We start from the raw sequence: 22,564 nt of genomic DNA, 5'->3' as shown, positions 1-22,564 counted from the left end.
GATAAATAACCGCTATGCAGCTACGGCATTGTGAGTAAAACTGCCAATGCCATTAACTTCCAGAGCCGGTGAATCGTAATGGGCCATTTTGAAGGCATTGTCGTTTGTGAGACCAAAAATAATGTCATCGTTGTCCAGGCTGTGATTCAGGTTCTTGTCCACCATTACAAAATAGAATCCATTCAACGATAAGGCGCTGACTTCGCTCAATGCACCCTGACTGTGGCCTTGAGTGACTTCAGAGATAAGATCAATGAACAATTGTTGCGGGGTCGTATTCGTCTGGACATTCATTCCGGAGAGTAGCGCTGTCAGCTCATTCAGGGATAAGCTGCCGACGAGATCAATAGTCTTGCTGCCACCCGCGGAAAAGAGCCACTGCCGATCGACATTACCGACGGCAATGTTGTCGCCTTCAATCCATGATGCATTTTGCGTGCTGCTGTTTTCGTAATCGTTAAAGGTGACCATGTTATCAACGGTACTGTGGCTGAATGCCACCGTATCCGCGCCTTTGCCGGTTGCCAGTATCGTATTGCCCATTACGTTATAGATATGATTAGCCTGGGTGCCACTGGTCGTGGGGGCATCGTTAGCGATCGACAGTTGGTAACCGGCCATTTGGGTCATGATCGTATCGTATCCCGTCAGCCCATCTAATTGTTTTAGCACCTGATAGAACTGCCCGCCGCCTGTCCCCCCTTGTTCCAGGGTTAAATTCAGTAACGTGCTATTAGCCATGTGACTGGTGATAGATTTCAATTCTTCACTGAAGTTGTTTTTGATGGTGAGGTTAAGCGCCTTATCACCAGTAATGTTAATTTCACTGATATGGTTGTCATTGCCCTCAAGGCGTAGGGTGTTTTCCGCCTCCCCTTTAGATGATATTTCCAAAAACTCTCTGACCTCCGGAATACCAGAATCAATATAGACCGTATCGGTTTTGAACGATAAGGTGCCGGCATCAGCTTGAGCTATATTTTTCGCATCAAAAGTAATTGTCATCACTGGCGAAAAATTTTTATAGCGGTAATCGGGAGCGTACTCAAAGGTAATATGGCTGTTTGCACCGGCATTACCGGTGACTTCTAAAGCACGTTGGCTAAAAGGGGCATCCATAAATGAATCTACCGGCATATTAATCACCGTAACATTATCGGCAAAGCCAGACAGCGCCAAACCGTATGAACCAGTAAAGCCGTTTGGCATCCCCCACGCAGGATCCCAAAGCTCGGGGGCTTTCAGATCGGTGACATGCGTATAATCCTTGTTGTGTATGTTAGTGATCGAGGGATCGGCCAAGAGGCCTATATCAAATACGTGCCTGCCCTCGTTACCGACTAATTGTCCGTCAACGTAGATAGAACCCGTACCTCGATAGCCTGCCAAATCGATCTGGGGGAAAAGAGTAAAGTTGCCTACATTGGTGGCAATAGTGCCGGAAAGCGTACCATCACCACCCGTGGTGAGATAAACATTCTTGGTGATAAGGTTAGCGGTTAATACCGAGCCTTGGTCATACCCCTTAATCTTGAAAGTATCGCTAACGCTATTGGCACCGTCATTGATGCCATTACCTTGCCACTGCACATTGATATATTTTGAATAATTGAATTTAAGCTCGCCGGTGGCATGCGCCATATCCGCATCTGCTGTGATGATGACGTTTTGATTGTTTCCAGTAATAGGGTGGGCAAAGGTTACATTCGGGTTTTTCAGGATTATATCAATATTATTGAGCGGTTGGGGTGACAGCTTCAGCAAAACACTTTCAGTACCATCGAGGATAAGCGTATGCCACCCATTCAAGTGACTAATATCGATAGTGCCGGGTTTTACGACGTTCAAAGTAATGTCATTCAGCATGGATAACTCAGCATTAGAAATAATATGTTCGACGCCATGATTATTTATTATCCCGGTTAATGCTCCGTTTTCACCGCCGTTTTTCAGTATACCCTGCTTGACATAGTTTAAGTTGGCACCGATTTTTTGTTCGAATTGTTGGACTGCATAACTGCCCGGTGCTCCGCCATTGCCTGCAATAATACTCTCATTAGCACGAAAGTGTGCCAATACAGCCAATGTTGCCTTCAGTGCATCATTGCCACTTTCGTTCATAATTGCGACAGACTCGGCTGTCGTCATGGGCCTTCCCCATAGGTTATTGAATATTATCTGGTGTGAGGTGGCTTTGGCGAACGCAGGTTGTTTAGCGAACATGGCGAGGATATCACTCTCGGATCGCCCTGCGGCTAATTGCTTACTGTAGGTATCCAATGCATTGGCATCAATATAATAACCGGCAATGCTCAAGTATATTGCAGTTATGGCCTCTTGATACTCCGGTGCCGGTAACTCTCCAGCAGCATAAACATGAGTATTAGCCAAAAAAATCGCTTTGGCATCAGCATGATCGCTGGTGCCATCATTGCGGAGGTCATTAATCATACGTACTATAACATCACCACGATTTTCCGTGCCGATATTTAGCCCAGTAATATATTTTTGCAATTGGTTGTTGTCGGGGTTTGAGCCAAAAATATTGTCATAAATTTTGATGACGAAATCATTGTCGCTAAGATTAGACAATGTTTTTTTACCATCGACAAACTTTTGTGCAATCAGATTTAACTGTTCAGGGTGATTATTGATCACATTACCCCAATAGTTTATACCATCGGAAGTCATCGTGGATTTCACTGCATAATAAAAACCCTGCACCCATGCGGCTCCGTCTGGTACGGAGCCGTTAAAAGAGGGGAAAATCGTTTGATTTACGGTTTCAATCAACGCAGATTGTTGTTCTTGCAAGAGAGTCTCTGTCCCTGTGTAATGCAACAGTTCGTTACTCATGTAAGCGGAAAGGCTACCGAGATCGCCGTTCTTCTCTAACCGGTTGAGAAGATAAGCGAGTATTTCCTCCGATGCGTCGGCGCCATGAATATTGTGGTAAATAAACTGTACTTTTTCACGATCATTTAGTTCTGATAGACGCGACTGACCTAATTCAGAATGAATGAATTTATTTGTTAATGCAGCAATGGAGAGTTTTTCTTGCGTTAATTTTTTTGAAAAATAATTGATATCTTTAATATCAGCTTTTTTTCCTATTATGGCATAAAATAATGCGGCAACATCACGTTGAACGAAAAGTGAGCTCATGACATTTCCCAGAAAAATGGATTCGCAAAAGGTAAGTAAAGAAGAGAATCTGGGCTTAAGCAAGGAAGGGACTACTACGTGCCGGAGTTGGGGGGAGTGCTGCCTATCATGGCTTTGCCTCGAACTGACCGCTACGATGGTGGTTAAAGCAAGCTATGGAGCCCTGCGGAGTGAGGTGGCGCTGTGCAACAGGCTGCAGTGTGTGCTCACTGCAGCAGATAAAATTACTTCAGCCAGCCTTTGCGCTGCGCATCCTGCAGGTGTTGCAGCAGGTGCTTCCACAGCTCCGGGTGGACTTCAGCGATCATCGCGTTGCGTGACAGCACTTGCTCCAGGCTGATGCCGTTCTCGACCCAGCTTTGGCCTTCGTTATGCAGGTTCATCAGCATCGGCATGGTGCGGTCCAGCACCAGCGCAAAGCGCGCGTCGGCACTCTCGCCATCTTCATACTCCTGCCATAAAGCGGTGAAAGACTCGCGTTGTGGCGCAGGCAGCATGCCAAACAGCCGCCGTGCCGCCGCCACTTCCTGATCGTGGATTGCTGCGCGCGCTGCCAGATCGTAAACCAGCACGTCGCCGGCGTCGATTTCCACGATGTCATGCAGCAGCGCCATCTGTATCACCCGTTGGATATCAACGCCTTCACCGGCGTACGGCGCCAGGCTGAGAGCGGCAATGGCAAAGTGCCAACTGTGCTCGGCGGAATTTTCCTGGCGCTGGGTGCCGAGAACTTTGGTGCGGCGTTGCACGCTTTTCAACTTGTCGATTTCCATCAGGAACTGGATGACCTGGGTCATTGAGCCGAAATCTAACGCGGGTACAGCGGATGACATGGTGTAAACCTCAAGGTAGGTGGGTTGAAGCTCGTCGATTGTAGACCAGCGGGCAGGGGATTTCGATGTTTGTGGCGTTACACGCATTCACAGTTTTATTTTAGCGTACACGTGTACACTGGAATTGTTCTCAGTTAAGCTGGTTTGCGGTAATTTCGAACAATATTGTGCGTTTGAGGGTTTGTGATTTATGGGAAATACGGGCGTAGTGATGAAAGCCGAGAACGACAGAAATACCGCTACGGCGTATCCGTGGGCAGAAGAGATAGCCAATAGCATCAGCCACGGTATCGGACTGGTTTTCGGCATTGTCGGGTTGGTGTTGTTGCTGGTACAGGCGGTGGATACCGGCGCCGGTATCACGGCCATCGCCAGTTACAGTCTTTATGGCGGCAGCATGATCCTGCTGTATCTTGCCTCAACCTTGTACCATGCCATTCCGCATCAGAAAGCCAAGCACTGGCTGAAGAAGTTTGACCATTGCGCCATTTATCTCTTGATTGCCGGTACCTACACGCCGTTTCTGCTGGTGGGGCTCAACTCGCCGCTGGCCAAAGGGCTGATGGCGGTTATCTGGGGGTTGGCGCTGCTGGGGGTATTGTTCAAACTGGCGTTCGCCCATCGCTTTGAGGCGTTGTCGTTGGTCACCTATCTGACGATGGGCTGGCTGTCATTGATCGTGATTTATCAGTTGGCGACCCGCCTGGCGATCGGCGGCGTAACGCTGTTGGCGGTGGGTGGCGTGGTCTATACCCTGGGGGTGATTTTTTACGCCTCCAAACGGTTCCGCTTCGGTCACGCTATCTGGCATGGTTTCGTGCTCGGCGGCAGCCTGTGCCATTTTATGGCGATTTATCTGTACGTCTGAGTGTCGACCGCACAGGTGTAAATGCCATATTGAACAAGCGTTTCTTTTAGGTTAAAAAGGGAGCGCTTGCTTCTTACGGGTATCCAGCAAGCCCCCTTTCCCATTCCTGAGCCCGCACTCTTGCACTTTCGGTGCACCTATCACTTTTTCAGGAATCATCACTATGATCGTTCGCTTATCTAAGGCGCTGCTGGTATGCGCTATGGCGCTGTTTGCTACCCTGGTTGCCTTTGGCAATATTACGGATTACGGCTCCAACTTCGCCTTTGTGCGCCATGTTTTTATGATGGACACTATTTTCCCCGATGCGACCATCACTTACCGCTCGATACAAACGCCCTGGCTGCATCACGCAGGCTATATCGTCATTATTATGCTGGAAAGCCTGACCGCACTGCTGTGTTGGATCGGCGGCCTGCGTTTGTTGGGTGGCCTGAAACTGCCGTCGCAAGCGTTTAATGGCCGTAAAAAATTGGCGGTAGCCGGCCTGACGCTCGGGTTCCTGACCTGGCAAGTTGGCTTTATGTCGATCGGGGGAGAGTGGTTCGGTATGTGGATGTCGCAACAGTGGAACGGCGTGCCTGATGCCTTTCGTTTCTTTGTAACCCTTATTTTAGTTCTGATCTATCTGGTTCAGCGTGACGGAGAGTTGGACGAATAGCGAGGGGTGTAGGGCGCAACAGGTTGCGCCCACGGATTCTGCGTGCTGAACCCTTACGCTTCCAGCGAATACGGCAAGGGTTTGATCGTCAACTGACTGGCGGCATCGTCACGTACCCGCAGTTTGCTGTCGGCATCCAAATCGTTATTCAACACCGCTTGCACCCAAAGCCGGCCATCGGCCAGCTTGCCGGCGGCCAACACCGTACCGGTCCGGCGCCAGTTATCGCCCAACTGCAGTTCGAGATCCTCAGCGGCCAGCGGCACCCGCCCGGCGTTGCCTTCCAGCCAGTACAGCGCACGCTTGTTGGCGCCGCGGAATTTGGCACGAGCTACCATCTCCTGGCCGGTATAGCAGCCCTTGCTGAAGCTGATGCCCTCCAGCGCCTGCAGGTTGGTGGCCTGTGGAATCAACTGCCCGCTGTTGGCGGCGTCAATCACCGGGTAACCGGCTTCGATATCCAGCGTCAGCCATTGTTGGCTGTCGTTCAGTTCTGCCTGCTCGTTCAGTTTGCCCGTTAATTGTTCGGCCACCGCGGCGGTGGTCACCAGCAGAAAACGTTCCGCCGGCGCAGAGAAGTGCAGCAGGGTGGTTTCACCGTCCTGCACCACCTGATGCTCCGCATCCGGCAGGTTGTTGAAGACGCCCGCCAACGCTGCGCGAGCCTGAAAACCGGCTACGCCCAGCAGCACCGCTTCGCTATCGACGGCGATGGTGAGCTTGGAGAACACCGCGTATTTCTTGATTTCCGCCAGTTGGCTGTCCAGTACGCTGCGGCGTTCCAGATAGGCGAAGTCTTCACCGCGGTGGAACAGACGCAGGTTGCTCCACATTTTGCCCTTGGCATCGCAGTGGGCGCACAGCACGTGACGATCGGCCGCCAGCGCTTCGATGTCTGCAGTCACCTGGCCCTGGAGGTATTTCACCCTGTCCGGGCCGCTCAGCGTCACCAGCGCCCAATCCTCCAGAGAGATCAGGGTCAGGGGCAGATGGGAGGAGGCGGAAGGCTGACGGGGTGGAAATGGAATTTTATACGCCATAGTAAGATCCTGCTTAACGTTTAGCTTACCTGAAGGTGTGTTGGCCCCATGGTAAAAGAGGCGGCGGGCTTTGCAAACTGTTATTCACGCTTGCCGCCTCGGCAGCGCTTTTTTTGACATTTAGCGCTTTATTCCACTTTACGTAGAGAACGTCCTTCCCGGCGAGTATGTCAAATTGTTACTCTATGGGATTACGGCCAAAGGTAACCCTTGCAGACAGATCTTTGGCCGATGGAATTATATCGCGCAGGTGTTGCCATACAGTGTGTCGGTTGAACCCTGCGATGGCTTTTGCCACGCCGAAAAGAGGTTAGTCATAACAACATGGATATTAATAATAAAGCACGTATTCACTGGGCCTGCCGCCGTGGCATGCGTGAACTGGACATCTCAATCATGCCGTTCTTCGAGCATGAGTACGACCAGTTGAATGACACAGACAAAGCGTTGTTTATCCGCCTGCTTGAGAGCGACGATCCCGATCTGTTCAACTGGTTGATGAATCATGGCGCTCCGCAAGACAGTGAACTGCAGAGAATGGTGACACTGATCCAGACGCGAAATAAAGACCGTGGCCCAGTGGCGATGTAATGTCCGCATTTCCTGGCGCACCCAGCTACTCTCGCTGCTGACCCACGGCGTTCTGATCCTGCTGATCCTGATTTCGCCCTGGCCGGAAGGCTACGGCCCGATCTGGCTGGTGTTGTTGACGCTGGTGGTATTTGAATGCATCCGAAGCCAAAAACGCATTGCGTCGCGGCAGGGTGAACTGCGTCTGCTGGCGAATAAGCGTTTAAGTTGGCACGGACAGGAATGGTTGCTGGCAAAGCAACCCTGGATGCCGCGTTTCGGCATTTTGCTGACGCTGCAGCCGACGCAGGGCAAAAAACGCCGCCGGCTGTGGCTGGCCTCCGACAGCATGGGCAAAGCCGAATGGCGGCATCTGCGCCAGTTGTTGTTGCACCCGTCGGCCGATGATGACGAGGAACCCTGATGAAGCCGACGCTCTGGCTGGTGGAGGATGAACCCAGCATTGCCGATACGCTGATTTACACCCTGGAGAGCGAAGGCTTTCAGGTACGCTGGTTCGAACGTGGCGAGCCGGCATTGCAGGCGTTGGCGCAAGGAGCGCCCGCGCTGGTCATCCTCGATGTCGGCCTGCCGGATATCAACGGTTTTGAACTGTGCCGCCGTTTGTTGTCGCAGTCGGCGGATTTGCCCATTCTGTTTCTCACCGCCCGCAGTGACGAAGTCGATCGCCTGATCGGGCTGGAGATAGGCGCGGACGATTACGTCGCCAAACCTTTTTCTCCCCGCGAAGTCAGCGCTCGCGTGCGCACCATTCTGCGTCGCCTGCAAAAACAGCAGCGCCTGCAACAGCCGGCGCTGTACACCTTTGGTCCTTTTGACCTGGATGAACCCGGAGCGATCCTTTATTACCATCAGCAACCGCTGCCGCTGACCCGCTACGAATTTCTGCTGTTGAAAACGCTGCTGCTGGCGCCTGGCCGGGTGTTTTCACGCCAGCAACTGATGGACAGCGTTTGGGCGCAAGCGGAAGAAAGCCTGGATCGCACCGTCGACACCCACATCAAAACGCTGCGCGCCAAGCTGCGAGCGATAGATCCCGGTGAACCGCCTATTCACACCCACCGGGGCATGGGCTACAGCGTGAGCCGCCTAGCATGAGAATCGGCCTGCGCCTGCTGCTGGGGTATTTCCTGATTGTGGCGGTGGCGGGCTATTTCGTACTGAGCATCTTCGTACAGGAAGTAAAGCCTGGCGTGCGGCGTGCGACCGAAGGCACCTTGGTGGACACGGCTAACCTGCTGGCGCAAATAGCGCGTCTGGACCTGCAGCGCGACGATGTGGCGCACGGGCAGTTGGCGCAGGCATTCACCCAACTGAATCAACGGCCTATTGGCGCTAATATTTCCGGTATCCGCAAGGATCGCAGCGAATATCACGTGTACCTCACCGATGCGCGCGGCACGGTTATTTTTGACTCTGCCGGCCAGGCGGTCGGCCAGAACTACTCTCGCTGGAATGACGTTTATCTGACGCTGCGCGGACAATATGGCGCACGCAGTACGCGCAGCAACCCGCAGGATGAAAGCAGCTCGGTGATGTACGTCGCCGCGCCGGTGCTGGAACAGGGCAAGATTATCGGCGTGCTCAGCGTAGGTAAACCGAACAGCAGCATGGCGCCGGTGATCAAGCGCAGCGAGCGGCGGATCCTGTGGGCGGGCGCGTTGCTGCTGGGTATTGCCTTGCTGATCGGGCTGGGTTTCGTCTGGTGGATCAACCGTTCGATTGGCCGATTGGTGCACTATGCCGATGGCGTAGCGCAGGGCGAAAGCGTGCCGCTGCCAAAAATGGGCAGCCACGAGCTGACGCAACTGGCGCAAGCGCTGGAAAGTATGCGGATGAAGCTGGAAGGTAAAGCTTATATCGAACAGTACGTACATACCCTGACCCACGAGTTGAAAAGCCCGCTGGCGGCGATCCGCGGCGCAGCCGAGTTGCTGCAGGAATTGCCGCCGCCGGCGACTGCCCGGCGATTTTTGACCAATATCGAGCAACAAAGCGCCCGTATTCAGCAATTGGTGGATAAGTTGCTGGTGCAGGCGCGGCTCGAGAGCCGGCCCGGCCTGGAATTGGCACCGCTGGCGATGGCGACGCTGGTGAGCCAGGCGGTGGCGGGCAAAGAAGCTCAGGCGGCGCAGCGCGGCGTTGTGTTGCAGGTGGATGCGCTGGAGGCGATCACACTGACCGGCGATGGGCTGCTGATTAGCCAGGCGCTGACCAATCTGCTCGACAACGCGCTGGATTTCACCCCGCCGGGCGGTGCCGTCAGCGTGTGCGGCGAGCGCCGGGAGAGTCACTACCTCATCACCGTCAGCGACAACGGCAGCGGCATCCCGGACTACGCGCTGGACAAAGTGTTCGAGCGTTTCTATTCGCTGGCGCGGGCCGATAAACCCAAAAGCAGCGGGCTGGGCTTGAACTTTGTGCAGGAAGTGGCGCGATTGCACCGGGGCGGCATTCAGTTGTACAACCGCCAACCGCACGGCGTGGTAGCCGTTTTCACTTTATCGCTCTGACTTCACCGTCCCTTCACATAACCACATCCTGTTTTCACTTGCCGGTTTTATCGTGGCGCCATTACCTACAAGGAGCGCGCAGCGATGATGAAATCGGTACTGTTTTGGAAAATAACCACTCTGCTGGGATTGATGATTTTAATGATTATCCCGGTGACGCAGTTGATGAACGTGATTGAGGAGCGCAGTGGCTATCGCCAGAGCGTGGTTGGGCAGGTGAGTGAAAGCACCAGCCGGGCGCAGCGCATTTTGGGGCCCTTGATTGTCATCCCTTATATCGAGCGGGAAGAGAAGAAGGACGACAAGGGGCAACCGGTAGTGCAGAGAGTGAGGCATTATCGTTATCTGCTGCCGGAGAGTTTACAGGTTAGCGGCAAGCCGAATGTAGAGGTACGCAAGCTGGGTATCTATCAAACCCAGGTATATCAGGGGCCGTTAAAGTTTCAGGTGAAATTCGGTCAGCCGGACTTGGCTGATTTGCAGCGCAGCAACGTGACTCTTGAGCAGCCATATTTGCTGGTTGCGCTCAGCGACTCACGGGGTATCAAGAGCATCTCGCCACTTGCCAGCACCCAGCCGCCAACCACCTTTGAACCGGGCACTCGCGTGGATACGTTGCCGCAGGGCATCCATGCGCCATTGCAGCTTGCCGCGTTGCAAAAAGAGGGACTGGATGCCGACTTTACCCTAACGCTGGCGGGTACCAGCAGCTTGTCACTGGTGCCGCTCGGCCGCAGCAGCGAATTAACGCTGCAAAGCAACTGGCCGCACCCCAATTTCCTCGGCAACTTCCTGCCGGATGAACGCAAGGTGACGGAAAAAGGCTTCAGCGCCCGCTGGCGCAGCACCTGGTTCGCCAACAACATCAACAGTGCGTTTCATTATGACGATGGGATCATTGACGAAGACAAGTTGCCGGCCTTCAGCGCCAGCCTGATTGAACCTGTAGATCACTATCAACTGACCGAACGTGCGGTGAAATATGCCGTGTTGTTCATCGGGCTGACGTTCATGGCGTTCTTCCTGTTCGAAACCCTGACCGGCCTGCGGGTGCATCCGATCCAGTATCTGCTGGTCGGTGCCGCGCTGGTGCTGTTCTACCTGATCCTGCTGGCGTTCTCCGAACATTTCGGTTTCGCCACCGCCTACCTGTTGGCCAGCGTGGCCTGCAGCGGCCTGATTGCCTTTTATCTCAGCGCGGTGCTGCGCGGTAAGCGGCGCGGGGCGATATTCGCCGGTAGCCTGCTGATGCTTTATGGCGTGTTGTACCTGCTGTTGCAGTCGGAAGATAATGCGCTGGTGCTCGGGGCAGGGCTGCTGTTCGCTATTCTGGCGGGGATAATGCTGCTGACGCGCAAGCTGGACTGGTATCAGGTGGCCGATCCGGCGCGGTTGAGCGGTGAAACGCCGACCGGTGACGGCGAAAACCGCTTCCGGTTGTGGAAATAGGCAGAGGCGTTGGGCGCGGCAATAGCGCCCATTGGCATTACAGCAGCGGCTCCATCTCCAACAGGATCTGTTCGCACCACTGTTGCAGGCGGTCTTCGCTCATGTCGTATTGGTTCACTTCATCCAGCGCCAGGCCGACGAAGTGTTTGCCATCGGCGCTCAGCGGTTTCGGGCTGGTGAATTCAAAGCCTTCAATGGGCCAGAAACCGATAAACTGCACGCCGAGCGGGGCGATGTGATCGTGCAACATGCCGAGCGCATCGAGGAACCATTCGCCGTAACCGAGTTGATCGCCCATGCCATACATGGCGACGATTTTTCCTTTCAGATCCAGCGTCGTCAGTTGCGGCCAAATCGCTTCCCAGTCTTCCTGCAATTCACCGAAATCCCAGGTAGGAATGCCGAGGATCAGGATGGAATATTCTTCCATCAGTTGCGGGGAGACGTCTTTCAGGTTGTGCAGGTCGACCAGGTCTTCGCCCAGAATCTCACGGATTTTTTCTGCCGCCATCTCGGTGTAGCAGGTGCTGGAGCCGTAAAACAGACCAATCTTCATTTTTAAACCGTTATGTTACCGTTCGTGGAATGGCATCGAGTGTACCAGATTTGCACTGGCTTAAGGCATAATGGCGCAGGTGGAAAGCTAACAAAGAGAGGACCGCGTGCAACAGCAAGAGAGTGCGCTGATTGAGCAATTCCTGGATGCGCTTTGGCTCGAACGCAATCTGGCAGAAAATACGCTGGCCTCTTACCGGCTGGATCTGCAGGCGCTGAGCGCCTGGCTGAACCATCAAAATACCTCGTTGTTACAGGCGCAGGCGCTGGATTTGCAGGCGTTTCTCGCCGAACGGGTGGCGGGGGGCTACAAGGCGACCAGCTCTGCGCGTTTGCTGAGCGCCATGCGCCGCCTGTTCCAGTATCTGTACCGTGAAAAGCTGCGGGAAGACGATCCGACCGCGCTGCTCGCCTCGCCGAAGCTGCCGCAGCGGCTGCCGAAAGATTTGAGCGAAGCGCAAGTCGATGCCTTGTTGCAGGCACCATGCGTCGATCAGCCGCTGGAGTTGCGAGACAAGGCGATGCTGGAAGTGCTGTACGCCACCGGTCTGCGAGTGTCCGAACTGGTCGGGCTGACCATCAGCGACGTCAGCCTGCGCCAGGGCGTGGTGCGGGTGATCGGTAAAGGCAACAAGGAACGGCTGGTGCCGCTGGGCGAGGAGGCGGTGTACTGGATCGAAAATTATCTGGAGCACGGCCGCCCGTGGATGGTCAACGGCCAGGCGCTGGATGTGCTGTTCCCAAGCAACCGCTGCCAGCAAATGACCCGACAGACGTTCTGGCATCGCATCAAACACTATGCGATCCTAGCGGGTATTGATAGCGAGAGGCTGTCACCGCACGTGTTGCGCCACGCATTTGCCACCCATTTGCTGAACCACGGGGCCGATCTCCGTGTCGTACAGATGTTATTGGGGCACAGCGACCTCTCGACCACGCAAATTTATACGCATGTAGCGACCGAACGACTTAAACAGCTACATCAACAGCATCACCCGCGTGCGTGACACGCCGGGCTCAAAAGGATTGGAAGAATGAATAAAGGTTTAATGCTGCTCTCTCTGCTGGTGGCTTCGGTGACCGGTGCGGCCCACGCCGACGATGCGGCAATCAAAAAAGCGCTCGGCAGCCTGGGCATTCAGCAGGCGGAAGTGCAGCCTTCACCGGTTAACGGCCTGAAAACCGTGCTGACCGATAACGGCGTGCTGTACGTGACCGAAGACGGCAAACACATTCTGCAAGGCCCGCTGTACGACGTCAGCGGCAAAGAACCGGTTAACGTCACCAACCAATTGCTGACCGGCAAGCTGGAAGCGCTGAAAGATCAGATGATCGTCTACAAAGCGCCAAAAGAAAAACACGTGATCACCGTGTTTACCGACATCACCTGCGGCTATTGCCACAAGCTGCACCAGCAGATGAAAGAATATAACGACTTGGGCATTACCGTCCGCTATCTGGCGTTCCCACGCCAGGGGCTGAACTCCCAGGCCGAGAAAGACATGCAGTCAATCTGGTGCACCGCCGACAAGGCCAAGGCTTTCGATTCCGCCATGAAAGGCGATGCAGTGTCCCCGGCGACCTGTAAAACCGACATCAGCAAACACTATGCGCTTGGCGTGCAGTTCGGCATTCAGGGCACTCCGGCGATCATTCTGGAAAACGGCATGATGATCCCGGGCTATCAGGGGCCGAAAGAGATGGCCGCCATGCTGGATGCGCATCAGACCGCAACCAAAACCGGTGGTTAATCGCCGGTGAGCCTCAAAACACAACTACGCCGCCGTGCGGCGACGGACGACAGCCATCTGCCTGCTGGCCTGCATCCGCTACTGCGCCGTTTATACGCGCTACGCGGCGTTAAGGCTGAACAGGAACTGGAGCGCAGCGTCAAAGGCATGCTGCCCTGGCAGCAATTGGACGGCATCGACACCGCCGTTGGCATTCTGCAACAGGCGTTGGCCGCGAGTCGCCGCATCATGGTGGTGGGGGACTTCGACGCCGATGGCGCCACCAGTACCGCGTTGACGGTGTTGGCGTTGCGCAGCATGGGCGGCAGTGCGGTTGACTACCTGGTGCCGAACCGATTCGAGGACGGCTACGGTCTGAGCCCGGAAGTGGTCGAGCAGGCGGCGGCGCGCGGTGCAGAGTTGATCCTGACCGTGGATAACGGCATCTCTTCCCATGCGGGCGTTGACGTGGCGCACGCCAAGGGTATGCAGGTACTGGTCACCGACCACCACCTGCCGGGGGAAACCTTGCCGGCGGCGGAAGCGATCGTCAACCCGAACCTGCGCGGCTGTGAGTTCCCCTCCAAATCCTTGGCCGGCGTCGGTGTGGCTTTCTATCTGATGCTGGCGTTGCGTGCCCGGCTGCGTGAAAGCGGTTGGTTTGAACAACGTGCGTTGGCGATGCCGAACCTGGCAGAACTGTTGGATCTGGTCGCTCTCGGCACGGTTGCCGACGTAGTGCCGCTTGACGCCAATAACCGCATTTTGGTGTATCAGGGCCTGAATCGCATTCGCGCCGGCAAGTGTCGGCCGGGCATCCGGGCGCTGCTGGAAGTGGCCAACCGTGACGCGCGCCAACTGGCGGCCAACGATCTTGGTTTTGCGCTGGGGCCGCGGCTCAATGCCGCCGGGCGGCTGGACGACATGTCGATTGGCGTGGCGTTGTTGCTGAGCGATGACATTGCGCAGGCGCGCATGCTGGCCAACGATCTCGATGCGCTTAACCTGACAAGGCGTGAGATTGAGCAGGGCATGCAGGTCGAGGCCTTGCAGTTGTGCGACGAACTGGAGCGCAGCAGCACCGCTTTGCCGTATGGGCTGGCGATGTATCATCCCGAATGGCATCAGGGCGTGGTGGGCATTCTGGCCTCGCGCATCAAAGAACGTTTTCACCGCCCGGTGATTGCGTTTGCGCCGGCGGGCGAGGGCATTCTGAAAGGTTCCGGCCGTTCGATAGCCGGCCTGCACATGCGCGACGCGCTGGAGCGGCTGGATACGCTGAATCCGGGTTTGATGATGAAGTTCGGCGGCCATGCGATGGCCGCCGGGTTGTCGTTGGAAGAGGCCAAATTCGACGAGTTTCGTCAGCGCTTTGGCGAACTGGTGGGGGAATGGCTCGATCCGGCGATGCTGGAAGGGGTTATCTGGTCCGACGGCGAACTGGCGATGCAGGAGCTTTCGCTGGAAACGGCGGAGCTGTTGCGCGAGGGGGGCCCCTGGGGGCAGGCGTTCCCGGAACCGACGTTCGACGGTAGGTTCCGTATCCTGCAACAGCGGTTGGTGGGCGAGAAACACCTGAAGCTGATGGTGGAGCCGCTTGGTGGCGGCCCGTTGCTCGACGGCATCGCCTTCAACGTGGACACCACCCTGTGGCCCGACAGCAGCGTGCGTGAAGTGGAGCTGGCCTACAAGCTCGATGTCAATGAGTTCCGTGGTAACCGCAACGTGCAGTTATTGATCCAGCACCTCTGGCCGCGTTGATTTTTCCTGAACGGGCGCGGTGATGCCGCGCCTGATTCAGATACACATCCTTCCCCCCACAAAAACTGACCAACTCGCTATAAACTGACGCCCGGATCCGATAGAATTACCGGTTCTAATGGCATTTCGCCATCGACGACATCAACGTAAAAGAACGCTAAAAACCATGTTTGAAATTAATCCGGTAAAAAACCGAATTCAGGACCTGTCCGAGCGGACTGCCGTTCTTAGGGGGTATCTTTGACTATGATGCCAAGAAAGAACGCCTAGAAGAAGTCAACGCCGAGCTGGAACAGCCTGATGTTTGGAACGACCCCGAGCGCGCACAGGCGCTGGGTAAAGAGCGCGCGGCGCTTGAAGCCATCGTGGAAACCATCGATCAACTGGAACAGGGCGGCGAAGACGTCACCGGCCTGCTGGAACTGGCGGTTGAAGCCGACGATGAAGAAACCTTTACCGAAGCCGTAGCCGAACTCGATCAACTGTCTGCCAAGCTGGAACAATTAGAGTTCCGCCGTATGTTCTCCGGTGAATATGACAGCGCGGATTGCTACCTGGACATCCAGGCCGGCTCCGGCGGCACCGAAGCACAGGATTGGGCCAGCATGCTGTTGCGCATGTACCTGCGCTGGGCTGAATCCAAGGGCTTCAAAACGGAAGTGATCGAAGAGTCCGACGGCGACGTCGCGGGGCTGAAATCCGCCACCATCAAGATTATCGGCGACTACGCGTTCGGCTGGTTGCGCACTGAAACCGGCGTGCATCGCCTGGTGCGCAAGAGCCCGTTCGACTCCGGCGGCCGCCGTCATACCTCGTTTAGCTCGGTGTTTATCTATCCGGAAGTGGATGACGATATCGATATCGACATCAACCCGGCAGATCTGCGTATTGACGTTTACCGCGCCTCCGGTGCGGGTGGTCAGCACGTAAACAAAACCGAGTCGGCGGTACGTATTACCCACTTGCCGACCAACATTGTGGTGCAGTGCCAGAACGACCGTTCTCAGCATAAGAACAAGGATCAAGCGTTTAAACAGCTGCGAGCCAAGCTGTACGAGTTTGAGATGCAAAAGAAAAATGCTGATAAACAGCAGATGGAAGACAACAAGTCCGACATCGGCTGGGGCAGTCAAATCCGTTCTTACGTGCTGGATGATTCCCGCATCAAGGATTTGCGCACCAACGTTGAAACGCGTAACACGCAGGCCGTATTAGATGGCGACCTGGATAAATTCATTGAGGCAAGTTTGAAAGCCGGGTTATGAGGAACAGAAATGTCTGAGCAACAACCACAGGGCGCCGATCAGGCGTTGGAACTCAATAACGAGTTGCAGTCACGCCGTGAGAAACTGGCCGGGCTGCGCGAGAACGGCATTGCGTTCCCGAATGATTTCCGTCGCGACACCACGTCCGACAAGCTGCACGCTGCATACGGCGATAAAGATAACGAAGAGCTGGAAGCGCTGGGCGTAGAAGTTACCGTTGCAGGCCGCATGATGACTCGTCGTATCATGGGTAAAGCGTCATTCGTGACGCTGCAGGACGTCGGTGGCCGTATTCAGCTTTACGTCGCGCGCGACGATCTGGCGGAAGGCGTTTATAACGAGCAGTTCAAGAAGTGGGATCTGGGCGATATCCTTGGCGCTCGCGGCAAGCTGTTCAAAACCAAGACCGGCGAGCTGTCTATTCACTGTACCGAACTGCGCCTGCTGACCAAGGCCCTGCGCCCGTTGCCGGACAAGTTCCACGGTCTGGCCGATCAGGAAACCCGTTATCGCCAGCGTTATCTGGACCTGATCGCCAACGATGAATCGCGCAACACCTTCAAGGTGCGTTCTCAGGTGATGGCGGGGATCCGCAACTTCATGGTGGAACGCGGCTTCATGGAAGTCGAAACCCCAATGATGCAGGTGATCCCGGGCGGCGCTTCTGCGCGTCCATTCGTGACTCACCACAATGCGCTGGACATCGATATGTACCTGCGTATTGCCCCGGAGCTGTACCTGAAGCGTCTGGTGGTCGGGGGCTTCGAGCGGGTGTTCGAAATCAACCGTAACTTCCGTAACGAAGGCGTTTCTCCGCGTCATAACCCAGAGTTCACCATGATGGAACTCTATATGGCTTACGCGGATTACAAAGACCTCATCGAGCTGACAGAGTCGCTGTTCCGCACCCTGACTCAGGACGTGCTGGGCAAAACTCAGGTGCAGTACGGTGACGAAGTGTTCGATTTCGGCAAGCCGTTTGAAAAACTGACCATGACCGAGGCGATCAAAAAATACCGTCCTGAAACCGATCTGGCCGATCTGGCTGACATGGGTAAGGCGGTGGCTATCGCTGAATCCATCGGCATCAAGATTGAGAAGAGCTGGGGTCTGGGCCGTGTAGTCACCGAGATCTTCGAGGAAGTGGCGGAAAGCCACCTGATTCAGCCGACCTTCATTACCGAATACCCGGCGGAAGTGTCCCCGCTGGCGCGCCGTAATGATGAGAACCCGGAAATCACCGACCGTTTCGAGTTCTTCATTGGCGGGCGTGAAATCGGTAACGGCTTCTCCGAGCTGAACGATGCGGAAGACCAGGCGCAGCGCTTTGCTGACCAGGTGAATGCGAAAGACGCAGGCGATGACGAAGCGATGTTCTACGACGAAGACTACGTCACCGCGCTGGAGCACGGCCTGCCGCCGACGGCTGGCTTGGGTATCGGTATCGATCGCATGGTTATGCTGTTCACCAACAGCCACACCATCCGCGATGTGATTCTGTTCCCGGCAATGCGCCCGCAGAAATAATCTTTTGCGGTGTGAACATCAACCGGTGCAGGCGACTGCGCCGGTTTTTTTTCGCTTATTGGAAGGAAACAGGGGGCCGATGCGGCTAACTGCTTAAAACATCGGCAGTTACGCGCTATCTCCGCTTGCCCGGCGTGGATAACCGGTTATAATGCCAGTCGCACACCGATGCGGGTGTAGTTCAATGGTAGAACGGCAGCTTCCCAAGCTGCATACGAGGGTTCGATTCCCTTCACCCGCTCCAAACACACCTCTCCCAACGTCTACCAAAGCCCACTAAACCCAGTAATCACAAGCTTCTCGGTAAAAGCTCGTTATCTCAACGTCTACACACATCTACCCAAATCTATACATCCATGTGTATAGTAATGAGTATAGGACGTTTGATTTACCTCGGAGCTATACACAATGCCCCTCACAGACCTTGAGCTACGGCGCTCTAAGCCGCAAGACAAGCCCTATACACTCAGTGATGGCGGTGGGCTTTCTATACTCATTGAGCCGAACGGTTCCAAAGGCTGGCGCTTTCGCTACCGCTTCGACGGTAAACCAAAAATGCTTTCCCTCGGCACATACCCCACAGTTTCACTAACCGACGCAAGGCAAAAGCGCGATGAGGCTAAAAAGCTGGTGGCATCGGGCATTAACCCCAGCGAAGCCAGGAAGCAGCAGAAACGAGATCGGCAAGATGTGACTGGCAATACCTTCGAGGGGATTGCGCGGGAATGGTACGGCAAGCGGCGCGATCGCTGGTCAGAGTCCTACGCAGAAGAGATGATGAAAACGTTTGAGAGCGATGTTTTCCCATACATAGGCCATCGGCCAATTGCCGAAATAAAGCCAATGGAGCTTATGGGGACGCTTTCTAAACTCGACGAACGTGGCGCAACAGAGAAATTACGCAAGGTGCGCCAGCGGTGTGGGGAGGTATGGAAATATGCCATCGTCACCGGTAGGGCTGAATATAACCCAGCTCCGGATCTCGCCAGCGCGTTCTCACCGCATAAAAAAGAACACTACGCCTTCTTGTCAGTTGCCGAGTTGCCCGAGTTTTTCCGCATCTTTAACACATATACCGGCAGCCTGATCGTTAAGCTGGCTATGCGCTTGCTTATTATCACAGGGACAAGGCCAGGAGAACTTCGTAAGGCTGAATGGTCGGAGTTTGATTTTGATAACCGGCTCTGGGAAGTGCCGCCCGAACGCATGAAGAAACGCCGTCCTCATTGTGTACCTTTATCCGACCAGGCTATTAGCATTCTGGAACAGCTAAAACCGCTGACCGGTCATTACAGCTACGTGTTTCCAGGCAGGATCCATCACAGCAAGCCAATAAGCGAAATGGCTATGAATGTGCTGGTTCGACGCATTGGTTATGCCGGCCGTGTAACAGGCCACGGCTTCCGCCACACCATGAGCACCATTCTGCACGAGCAGGGCTATAACACCGCTTGGATTGAAACTCAGTTGGCCCATGTCGATAAAAATTCTATCCGTGGCACATACAACCATGCCCAATACTTGGATGGTCGCCGGGAAATGCTTCAGTGGTATGCCGACTACATGGAAAGTCTAGAGCATGGGGGAAATGTGGTGCATGGAGTGTTCGTAAAACAGGCCTGACTGGATACATGGACAGTGCTAATAGACCGCAGTAGACTTGTGTAGACAAATAAAGAAAAGGCTATGTCTAGGGTAGCTCCCGAAACCTCGTACACCTCTACGAGTTGGCATAGCCGCCAAGAACTGAGAGGGCGTGAGGTGGCGTATGGATAACCCTTTGGATGAATTGCAAGCCAGGAGGCAGGCATTCATTAGCGTACGAGAGTTAATTACCAAAATTACTGATTTACACCCAGAAATGTCAGTAAGTGATGTGGCTGAGTGGATTCTGCTTAAAATACAAACTGTAAGTGGGGCTGTGCCGGAACTTTTGATTAAGGAAGATGCTGGTGTTCCACGGCGAGTTAATACTTGGGGGGCTGACATACATGTTACCAGTGAATTATTATTGGGTTGGTTGATAAAGCAGGGTAATCTTGAATCTCCATATCAAGTACCAATTAAAAATATTAATAAATCCGAGCCACCAATGGATTTTGATGATGACATTCCGTTCTAACTAAAAGAAAGAATAAATTGTAAGATATTTGGGGTTACATTATGAATAATTTGGATTTTTTTGGGTTTAGTAGAGTTGATATAAGTAAATTATTGGGGGTTAATTTATTTGACAACCAGGAAGCCCATGAATATGCAATACGACAAGAAATTTCTGATTGGATGTTGCCATTTACATCAAGAACTAACTTGACCCTCAAGGAGGTTGCATATTTAATTTTATCTATAAAACCATACTCAAATTTAGATAGGGATTCTACGGATGTACTAAATAATTACGTCGATTCATTATGGGACTCCGTTGACAATAATGAATTAAAGTCTACTAATGTCATTGTTGATGATAGCTATGGGCAAGAGAGTCGTGTCAATTGCACCCTGATAAAAAATGAAGTGGAGCAGTGGATTCTGAAAAATAAATTTAATTGGCCCTTGCCGATTCATCAAGATGATAATTGCGAACTTGACTATAGACTAACTAATAAAGTGGAAAACTCTAATACTAATAATAATCTTCAAGAAGATGTTTTTTTCTTGAACGGTCATCACTCGAGAGGATTAGACCTGATATCAATAGTGCTTAAAGAGTTCTGGTCAACATATGATCCGGGTGAGCGAGGCACATCGCCAAAATCCAGTGATATCGTTAATTTTTTGAAGGAAAATCATGGATGCTCAGACGCTTTTGCAAAATCAATTGATAGTGTATTGCGGCCAGATGAATTAAAAAGTGGTGGCAGGAAATAAATCAATTTAATCATTGAGTTAAACAGGTAGCCTCTTCGATGAGAAACCCCTTATCCCTTTTGGATTTTTGAGGTGTTTTTTTAGCGGAGGGCTGTTTTTTCATATCAAATTCATCTCTAACATCTCACCTGTTTCAATCTTCAATGGCTTAGCGCTTTAGTAACGTCAGATCTGTTTTTTGAGATAATTATCTATAAATATAGCCCTGTAGACCGTGAGCCACTATAGGAGTTATACAATGCCAAAAATATTAATTCGTCTTCCAGAAGTGCAACGACGAACTGGTTTCAGTAAGGCTTGGCTTTATCGACTTGTGAGTTTGAGGCGCTTTCCATCCGCAGTGAAGATTGGAGCTCGCTCCATTGCCTTCGTTGAAAGTGAAGTTGATGACTGGATAAATCAACGCATTGATGAGTCCCGCAAGTAGATCATTTGATAAAGAATATCGGGTGTTCATATGTTGCGTGTTGTTGCGAAAGTTTTAATGCACCATCTGGCTATCGCAACAGCAATCAAAAGCTTTAACGAGGAATAGCAAATGAAACTGAAAAATACGGCCAACACTGGCCGGGGCCAAACTCACCCCAAAGAAAGCCATAGCGCCATTAACGGCAATGACTTCGCCACCTTGGTGCCGGTTATTTCCGGTCAGATCGGTGGGCGTGAAAGCAATATTGTGAGCGCGAAGTCGTTACATAAAGCTCTGGGTGTGGGCAATGACTTCTCTACATGGATAAAGCTCCGCATTGATGAATATGGCTTCGTATTGGGAACGGATTACGCAGTTTTTGATTCCTTAGATTTCAGGAATCAAAGCGCAAATATTGACCAGCAGGAGGGCGGATGGGTATCGAAGCGTGGTGGTGATCGGCGTAGCAAGGATTACGGCTTATCGCTGGGAATGAGTAAAGAACTGGCGATGGTAGAACGCAACGACCAGGGTCGCGCCGTTCGCCGCTATTTCATCCAGTGTGAGGAAGCATTAAACCGCAGCGTGCCGGAAATTGCCGCACAGTATCGCCGCCAGCTCAAGGCCCGCATAGGGGCCGCCAACCTGTTTAAACCAATGTGCGCTGCACTGGATGCGGCCCGCGCCGAACAGGGTAAGCAGACGCTACAGCGCCACTACAGCAACGAAAGCAACATGATAGCTAAGATTGTGCTGTGCGGGCTGACGAGCAAGCAATGGGCTCAGGTGAACGGCGTAGCTGGCGATCCACGTGACGGTATGGACGCGGATCAACTGGATCACCTCACCTATCTGGAAAGCACCAATATCACGCTGATCGAGCTTGGGCAGGAATATCACCAGCGCAAAGCCGAGCTGATGCGCCTGTCACAGCGCTGGCTGGCTAAACGTCTGGGAGGGCTGGAATGAGGGGGCATAAAAGAAAATCGGCCTTGCAGGGCCGCCAGTGTCATTACATAGAATCGAAACAAAGTCAGACTATCACATCGATTGATCGGGTCAACTTAACAGAAGGCGGAATTCCGCCTTCTGACTTCAGCTGTTTTAATTATGTATCAGGCATACAATTAGCATTCCATCAGCCCTTTGGTTCAATGCTTGAGCAATCCACCATTTTAAATGGATCTTTGTCATTAGGGGCGTGGCAGAGCTTGGATTCGCCGGAGACTAAACTTTTAATCCAAATTATAGCTTTATTGGCATTGTATAAGGCAAACACGGCCACCAAAATACAAAGTGCATTTTTTACCATCGATATAGCTCCTTTTA

At 53.3% G+C, this 22,564-nt stretch carries 22 protein-coding genes and 1 tRNA gene; 18 read left to right on the top strand and 5 right to left on the bottom strand.

The window, feature by feature from the left end; all coding sequences use genetic code 11:
* Positions 1-12 precede the first annotated feature (12 nt).
* Positions 13-3,165: a DUF4214 domain-containing protein gene (locus ACTJJ1_RS22495; protein ID WP_440835393.1), complete on the bottom strand. Its 3,153-nt coding sequence runs from the start codon at positions 3,163-3,165 to the stop codon at positions 13-15.
* A 224-nt stretch (positions 3,166-3,389) separates the two neighbouring features.
* Positions 3,390-3,998 (bottom strand): HD domain-containing protein, encoded by a 609-nt coding sequence (locus ACTJJ1_RS22490; RefSeq protein ID WP_004952444.1) that lies wholly within the window; start codon positions 3,996-3,998, stop codon positions 3,390-3,392.
* Between the two features lie 190 nt (positions 3,999-4,188).
* Between ACTJJ1_RS22490 and trhA the strand changes: the two genes are divergently transcribed.
* Positions 4,189-4,866, top strand: a complete 678-nt coding sequence (gene trhA / locus ACTJJ1_RS22485; RefSeq protein WP_004952439.1) for a PAQR family membrane homeostasis protein TrhA — start codon at positions 4,189-4,191, stop codon at positions 4,864-4,866.
* 163 nt (positions 4,867-5,029) lie between these two features.
* Entirely contained in the window at positions 5,030-5,527 is a 498-nt protein-coding gene (locus tag ACTJJ1_RS22480; protein ID WP_440835390.1) for a DUF2165 family protein, read from the top strand.
* Positions 5,528-5,580: 53 nt separating this feature from the next.
* Here the strand turns inward: ACTJJ1_RS22480 and ygfZ are convergent, their stop codons facing one another.
* A complete protein-coding gene (gene ygfZ / locus ACTJJ1_RS22475) occupies positions 5,581-6,567 on the bottom strand; it encodes a tRNA-modifying protein YgfZ (protein ID WP_440835388.1) in 987 nt (328 codons plus the stop codon).
* Positions 6,568-6,891: 324 nt separating this feature from the next.
* Between ygfZ and sdhE the strand changes: the two genes are divergently transcribed.
* From sdhE to creD, 5 genes are all read left to right on the top strand, one after another.
* Positions 6,892-7,158, top strand: coding sequence for an FAD assembly factor SdhE (gene sdhE, locus ACTJJ1_RS22470; protein WP_004952428.1), 267 nt, complete (start codon positions 6,892-6,894; stop codon positions 7,156-7,158).
* The gene (locus ACTJJ1_RS22465) at positions 7,139-7,561 is read left to right on the top strand and encodes a protein YgfX (RefSeq protein WP_004952425.1); all 423 of its coding nucleotides are present in this window, start codon (positions 7,139-7,141) and stop codon (positions 7,559-7,561) included. Before sdhE ends, ACTJJ1_RS22465 begins: the two co-directional genes overlap by 20 nt.
* The gene (gene creB, locus ACTJJ1_RS22460) at positions 7,561-8,256 is read left to right on the top strand and encodes a two-component system response regulator CreB (protein ID WP_004952420.1); all 696 of its coding nucleotides are present in this window, start codon (positions 7,561-7,563) and stop codon (positions 8,254-8,256) included. Before ACTJJ1_RS22465 ends, creB begins: the two co-directional genes overlap by 1 nt.
* The gene (gene creC, locus ACTJJ1_RS22455; RefSeq protein WP_004952417.1) at positions 8,253-9,671 is read left to right on the top strand and encodes a two-component system sensor histidine kinase CreC; all 1,419 of its coding nucleotides are present in this window, start codon (positions 8,253-8,255) and stop codon (positions 9,669-9,671) included. The genes creB and creC overlap by 4 nt, the downstream gene beginning before the upstream one ends.
* Positions 9,672-9,755: 84 nt before the next feature.
* Positions 9,756-11,120, top strand: coding sequence for a cell envelope integrity protein CreD (gene creD, locus ACTJJ1_RS22450; RefSeq protein WP_004952415.1), 1,365 nt, complete (start codon positions 9,756-9,758; stop codon positions 11,118-11,120).
* Between the two features lie 37 nt (positions 11,121-11,157).
* Here creD and fldB read toward each other — a convergent pair whose 3' ends face one another.
* Complete coding sequence (gene fldB, locus ACTJJ1_RS22445) at positions 11,158-11,676, bottom strand: flavodoxin FldB (RefSeq protein ID WP_004952413.1); 519 nt, start codon at positions 11,674-11,676, stop codon at positions 11,158-11,160.
* Positions 11,677-11,782: 106 nt separating this feature from the next.
* On the opposite strand from fldB, the gene xerD reads away from it, so the two are divergent.
* The 11 genes from xerD (at position 11,783) to ACTJJ1_RS22390 (ending at position 22,204) form a co-directional block, all read left to right on the top strand.
* Entirely contained in the window at positions 11,783-12,682 is a 900-nt protein-coding gene (xerD, locus tag ACTJJ1_RS22440; RefSeq protein WP_004952412.1) for a site-specific tyrosine recombinase XerD, read from the top strand.
* Positions 12,683-12,709: 27 nt separating this feature from the next.
* A complete protein-coding gene (gene dsbC / locus ACTJJ1_RS22435) occupies positions 12,710-13,426 on the top strand; it encodes a bifunctional protein-disulfide isomerase/oxidoreductase DsbC (RefSeq protein WP_004952410.1) in 717 nt (238 codons plus the stop codon).
* A gap of 6 nt (positions 13,427-13,432) precedes the next feature.
* Complete coding sequence (gene recJ / locus ACTJJ1_RS22430; protein ID WP_004952408.1) at positions 13,433-15,166, top strand: single-stranded-DNA-specific exonuclease RecJ; 1,734 nt, start codon at positions 13,433-13,435, stop codon at positions 15,164-15,166.
* A gap of 166 nt (positions 15,167-15,332) precedes the next feature.
* A protein-coding gene (gene prfB, locus ACTJJ1_RS22425) for a peptide chain release factor 2 (protein ID WP_100220763.1) occupies positions 15,333-16,431 on the top strand; the annotation gives its coding sequence in 2 pieces (ribosomal slippage) (positions 15,333-15,407 and positions 15,409-16,431; 1,098 coding nt in all).
* 9 nt (positions 16,432-16,440) lie between these two features.
* A complete protein-coding gene (gene lysS / locus ACTJJ1_RS22420; protein WP_004952400.1) occupies positions 16,441-17,958 on the top strand; it encodes a lysine--tRNA ligase in 1,518 nt (505 codons plus the stop codon).
* Positions 17,959-18,128: 170 nt separating this feature from the next.
* Positions 18,129-18,202 (top strand) — tRNA-Gly (locus tag ACTJJ1_RS22415).
* A gap of 164 nt (positions 18,203-18,366) precedes the next feature.
* The gene (locus ACTJJ1_RS22410; RefSeq protein WP_440835382.1) at positions 18,367-19,581 is read left to right on the top strand and encodes a tyrosine-type recombinase/integrase; all 1,215 of its coding nucleotides are present in this window, start codon (positions 18,367-18,369) and stop codon (positions 19,579-19,581) included.
* 145 nt (positions 19,582-19,726) lie between these two features.
* Positions 19,727-20,080 carry a hypothetical protein gene (locus ACTJJ1_RS22405; protein ID WP_331634265.1) on the top strand — a complete coding sequence of 118 codons (354 nt, stop codon included), beginning with the start codon at positions 19,727-19,729 and terminating at the stop codon, positions 20,078-20,080.
* 41 nt (positions 20,081-20,121) lie between these two features.
* On the top strand, positions 20,122-20,826 hold the full coding sequence (locus ACTJJ1_RS22400; RefSeq protein ID WP_440835380.1) for a hypothetical protein: 705 nt from the start codon (positions 20,122-20,124) through the stop codon (positions 20,824-20,826).
* Positions 20,827-21,064: 238 nt separating this feature from the next.
* Entirely contained in the window at positions 21,065-21,253 is a 189-nt protein-coding gene (locus ACTJJ1_RS22395) for a helix-turn-helix transcriptional regulator (RefSeq protein WP_440835378.1), read from the top strand.
* Between the two features lie 111 nt (positions 21,254-21,364).
* Positions 21,365-22,204, top strand: coding sequence for an antA/AntB antirepressor family protein (locus ACTJJ1_RS22390; protein ID WP_440835376.1), 840 nt, complete (start codon positions 21,365-21,367; stop codon positions 22,202-22,204).
* A gap of 169 nt (positions 22,205-22,373) precedes the next feature.
* Here ACTJJ1_RS22390 and ACTJJ1_RS22385 read toward each other — a convergent pair whose 3' ends face one another.
* Complete coding sequence (locus ACTJJ1_RS22385; RefSeq protein ID WP_440835374.1) at positions 22,374-22,547, bottom strand: hypothetical protein; 174 nt, start codon at positions 22,545-22,547, stop codon at positions 22,374-22,376.
* Positions 22,548-22,564 lie beyond the last annotated feature (17 nt).

This window comes from Serratia sp. 22264, assembly GCF_052045345.1.
Classification (GTDB): domain Bacteria; phylum Pseudomonadota; class Gammaproteobacteria; order Enterobacterales; family Enterobacteriaceae; genus Serratia; species Serratia plymuthica.
The sequence above is the reverse complement of the archived record's forward strand: the minus strand, read 5'-3'. Positions and strand labels throughout refer to the sequence as shown.

Coding starts and splice junctions, on each gene's coding strand:
- ygfZ (WP_440835388.1), bottom strand. CDS start 6,567: ATGGCGTATAAAATTCCATTTCCACCCCGTCAGCCTTCCGCCTCCTCC.
- creD (WP_004952415.1), top strand. CDS start 9,756: ATGATGAAATCGGTACTGTTTTGGAAAATAACCACTCTGCTGGGATTG.
- sdhE (WP_004952428.1), top strand. CDS start 6,892: ATGGATATTAATAATAAAGCACGTATTCACTGGGCCTGCCGCCGTGGC.
- ACTJJ1_RS22390 (WP_440835376.1), top strand. CDS start 21,365: ATGAAACTGAAAAATACGGCCAACACTGGCCGGGGCCAAACTCACCCC.
- lysS (WP_004952400.1), top strand. CDS start 16,441: ATGTCTGAGCAACAACCACAGGGCGCCGATCAGGCGTTGGAACTCAAT.
- ACTJJ1_RS22480 (WP_440835390.1), top strand. CDS start 5,030: ATGATCGTTCGCTTATCTAAGGCGCTGCTGGTATGCGCTATGGCGCTG.
- ACTJJ1_RS22490 (WP_004952444.1), bottom strand. CDS start 3,998: ATGTCATCCGCTGTACCCGCGTTAGATTTCGGCTCAATGACCCAGGTC.
- fldB (WP_004952413.1), bottom strand. CDS start 11,676: ATGAAGATTGGTCTGTTTTACGGCTCCAGCACCTGCTACACCGAGATG.
- ACTJJ1_RS22410 (WP_440835382.1), top strand. CDS start 18,367: ATGCCCCTCACAGACCTTGAGCTACGGCGCTCTAAGCCGCAAGACAAG.
- ACTJJ1_RS22395 (WP_440835378.1), top strand. CDS start 21,065: ATGCCAAAAATATTAATTCGTCTTCCAGAAGTGCAACGACGAACTGGT.
- ACTJJ1_RS22495 (WP_440835393.1), bottom strand. CDS start 3,165: ATGAGCTCACTTTTCGTTCAACGTGATGTTGCCGCATTATTTTATGCC.
- ACTJJ1_RS22385 (WP_440835374.1), bottom strand. CDS start 22,547: ATGGTAAAAAATGCACTTTGTATTTTGGTGGCCGTGTTTGCCTTATAC.
- ACTJJ1_RS22405 (WP_331634265.1), top strand. CDS start 19,727: ATGGATAACCCTTTGGATGAATTGCAAGCCAGGAGGCAGGCATTCATT.
- dsbC (WP_004952410.1), top strand. CDS start 12,710: ATGAATAAAGGTTTAATGCTGCTCTCTCTGCTGGTGGCTTCGGTGACC.
- ACTJJ1_RS22400 (WP_440835380.1), top strand. CDS start 20,122: ATGAATAATTTGGATTTTTTTGGGTTTAGTAGAGTTGATATAAGTAAA.
- creB (WP_004952420.1), top strand. CDS start 7,561: ATGAAGCCGACGCTCTGGCTGGTGGAGGATGAACCCAGCATTGCCGAT.
- trhA (WP_004952439.1), top strand. CDS start 4,189: ATGGGAAATACGGGCGTAGTGATGAAAGCCGAGAACGACAGAAATACC.
- creC (WP_004952417.1), top strand. CDS start 8,253: ATGAGAATCGGCCTGCGCCTGCTGCTGGGGTATTTCCTGATTGTGGCG.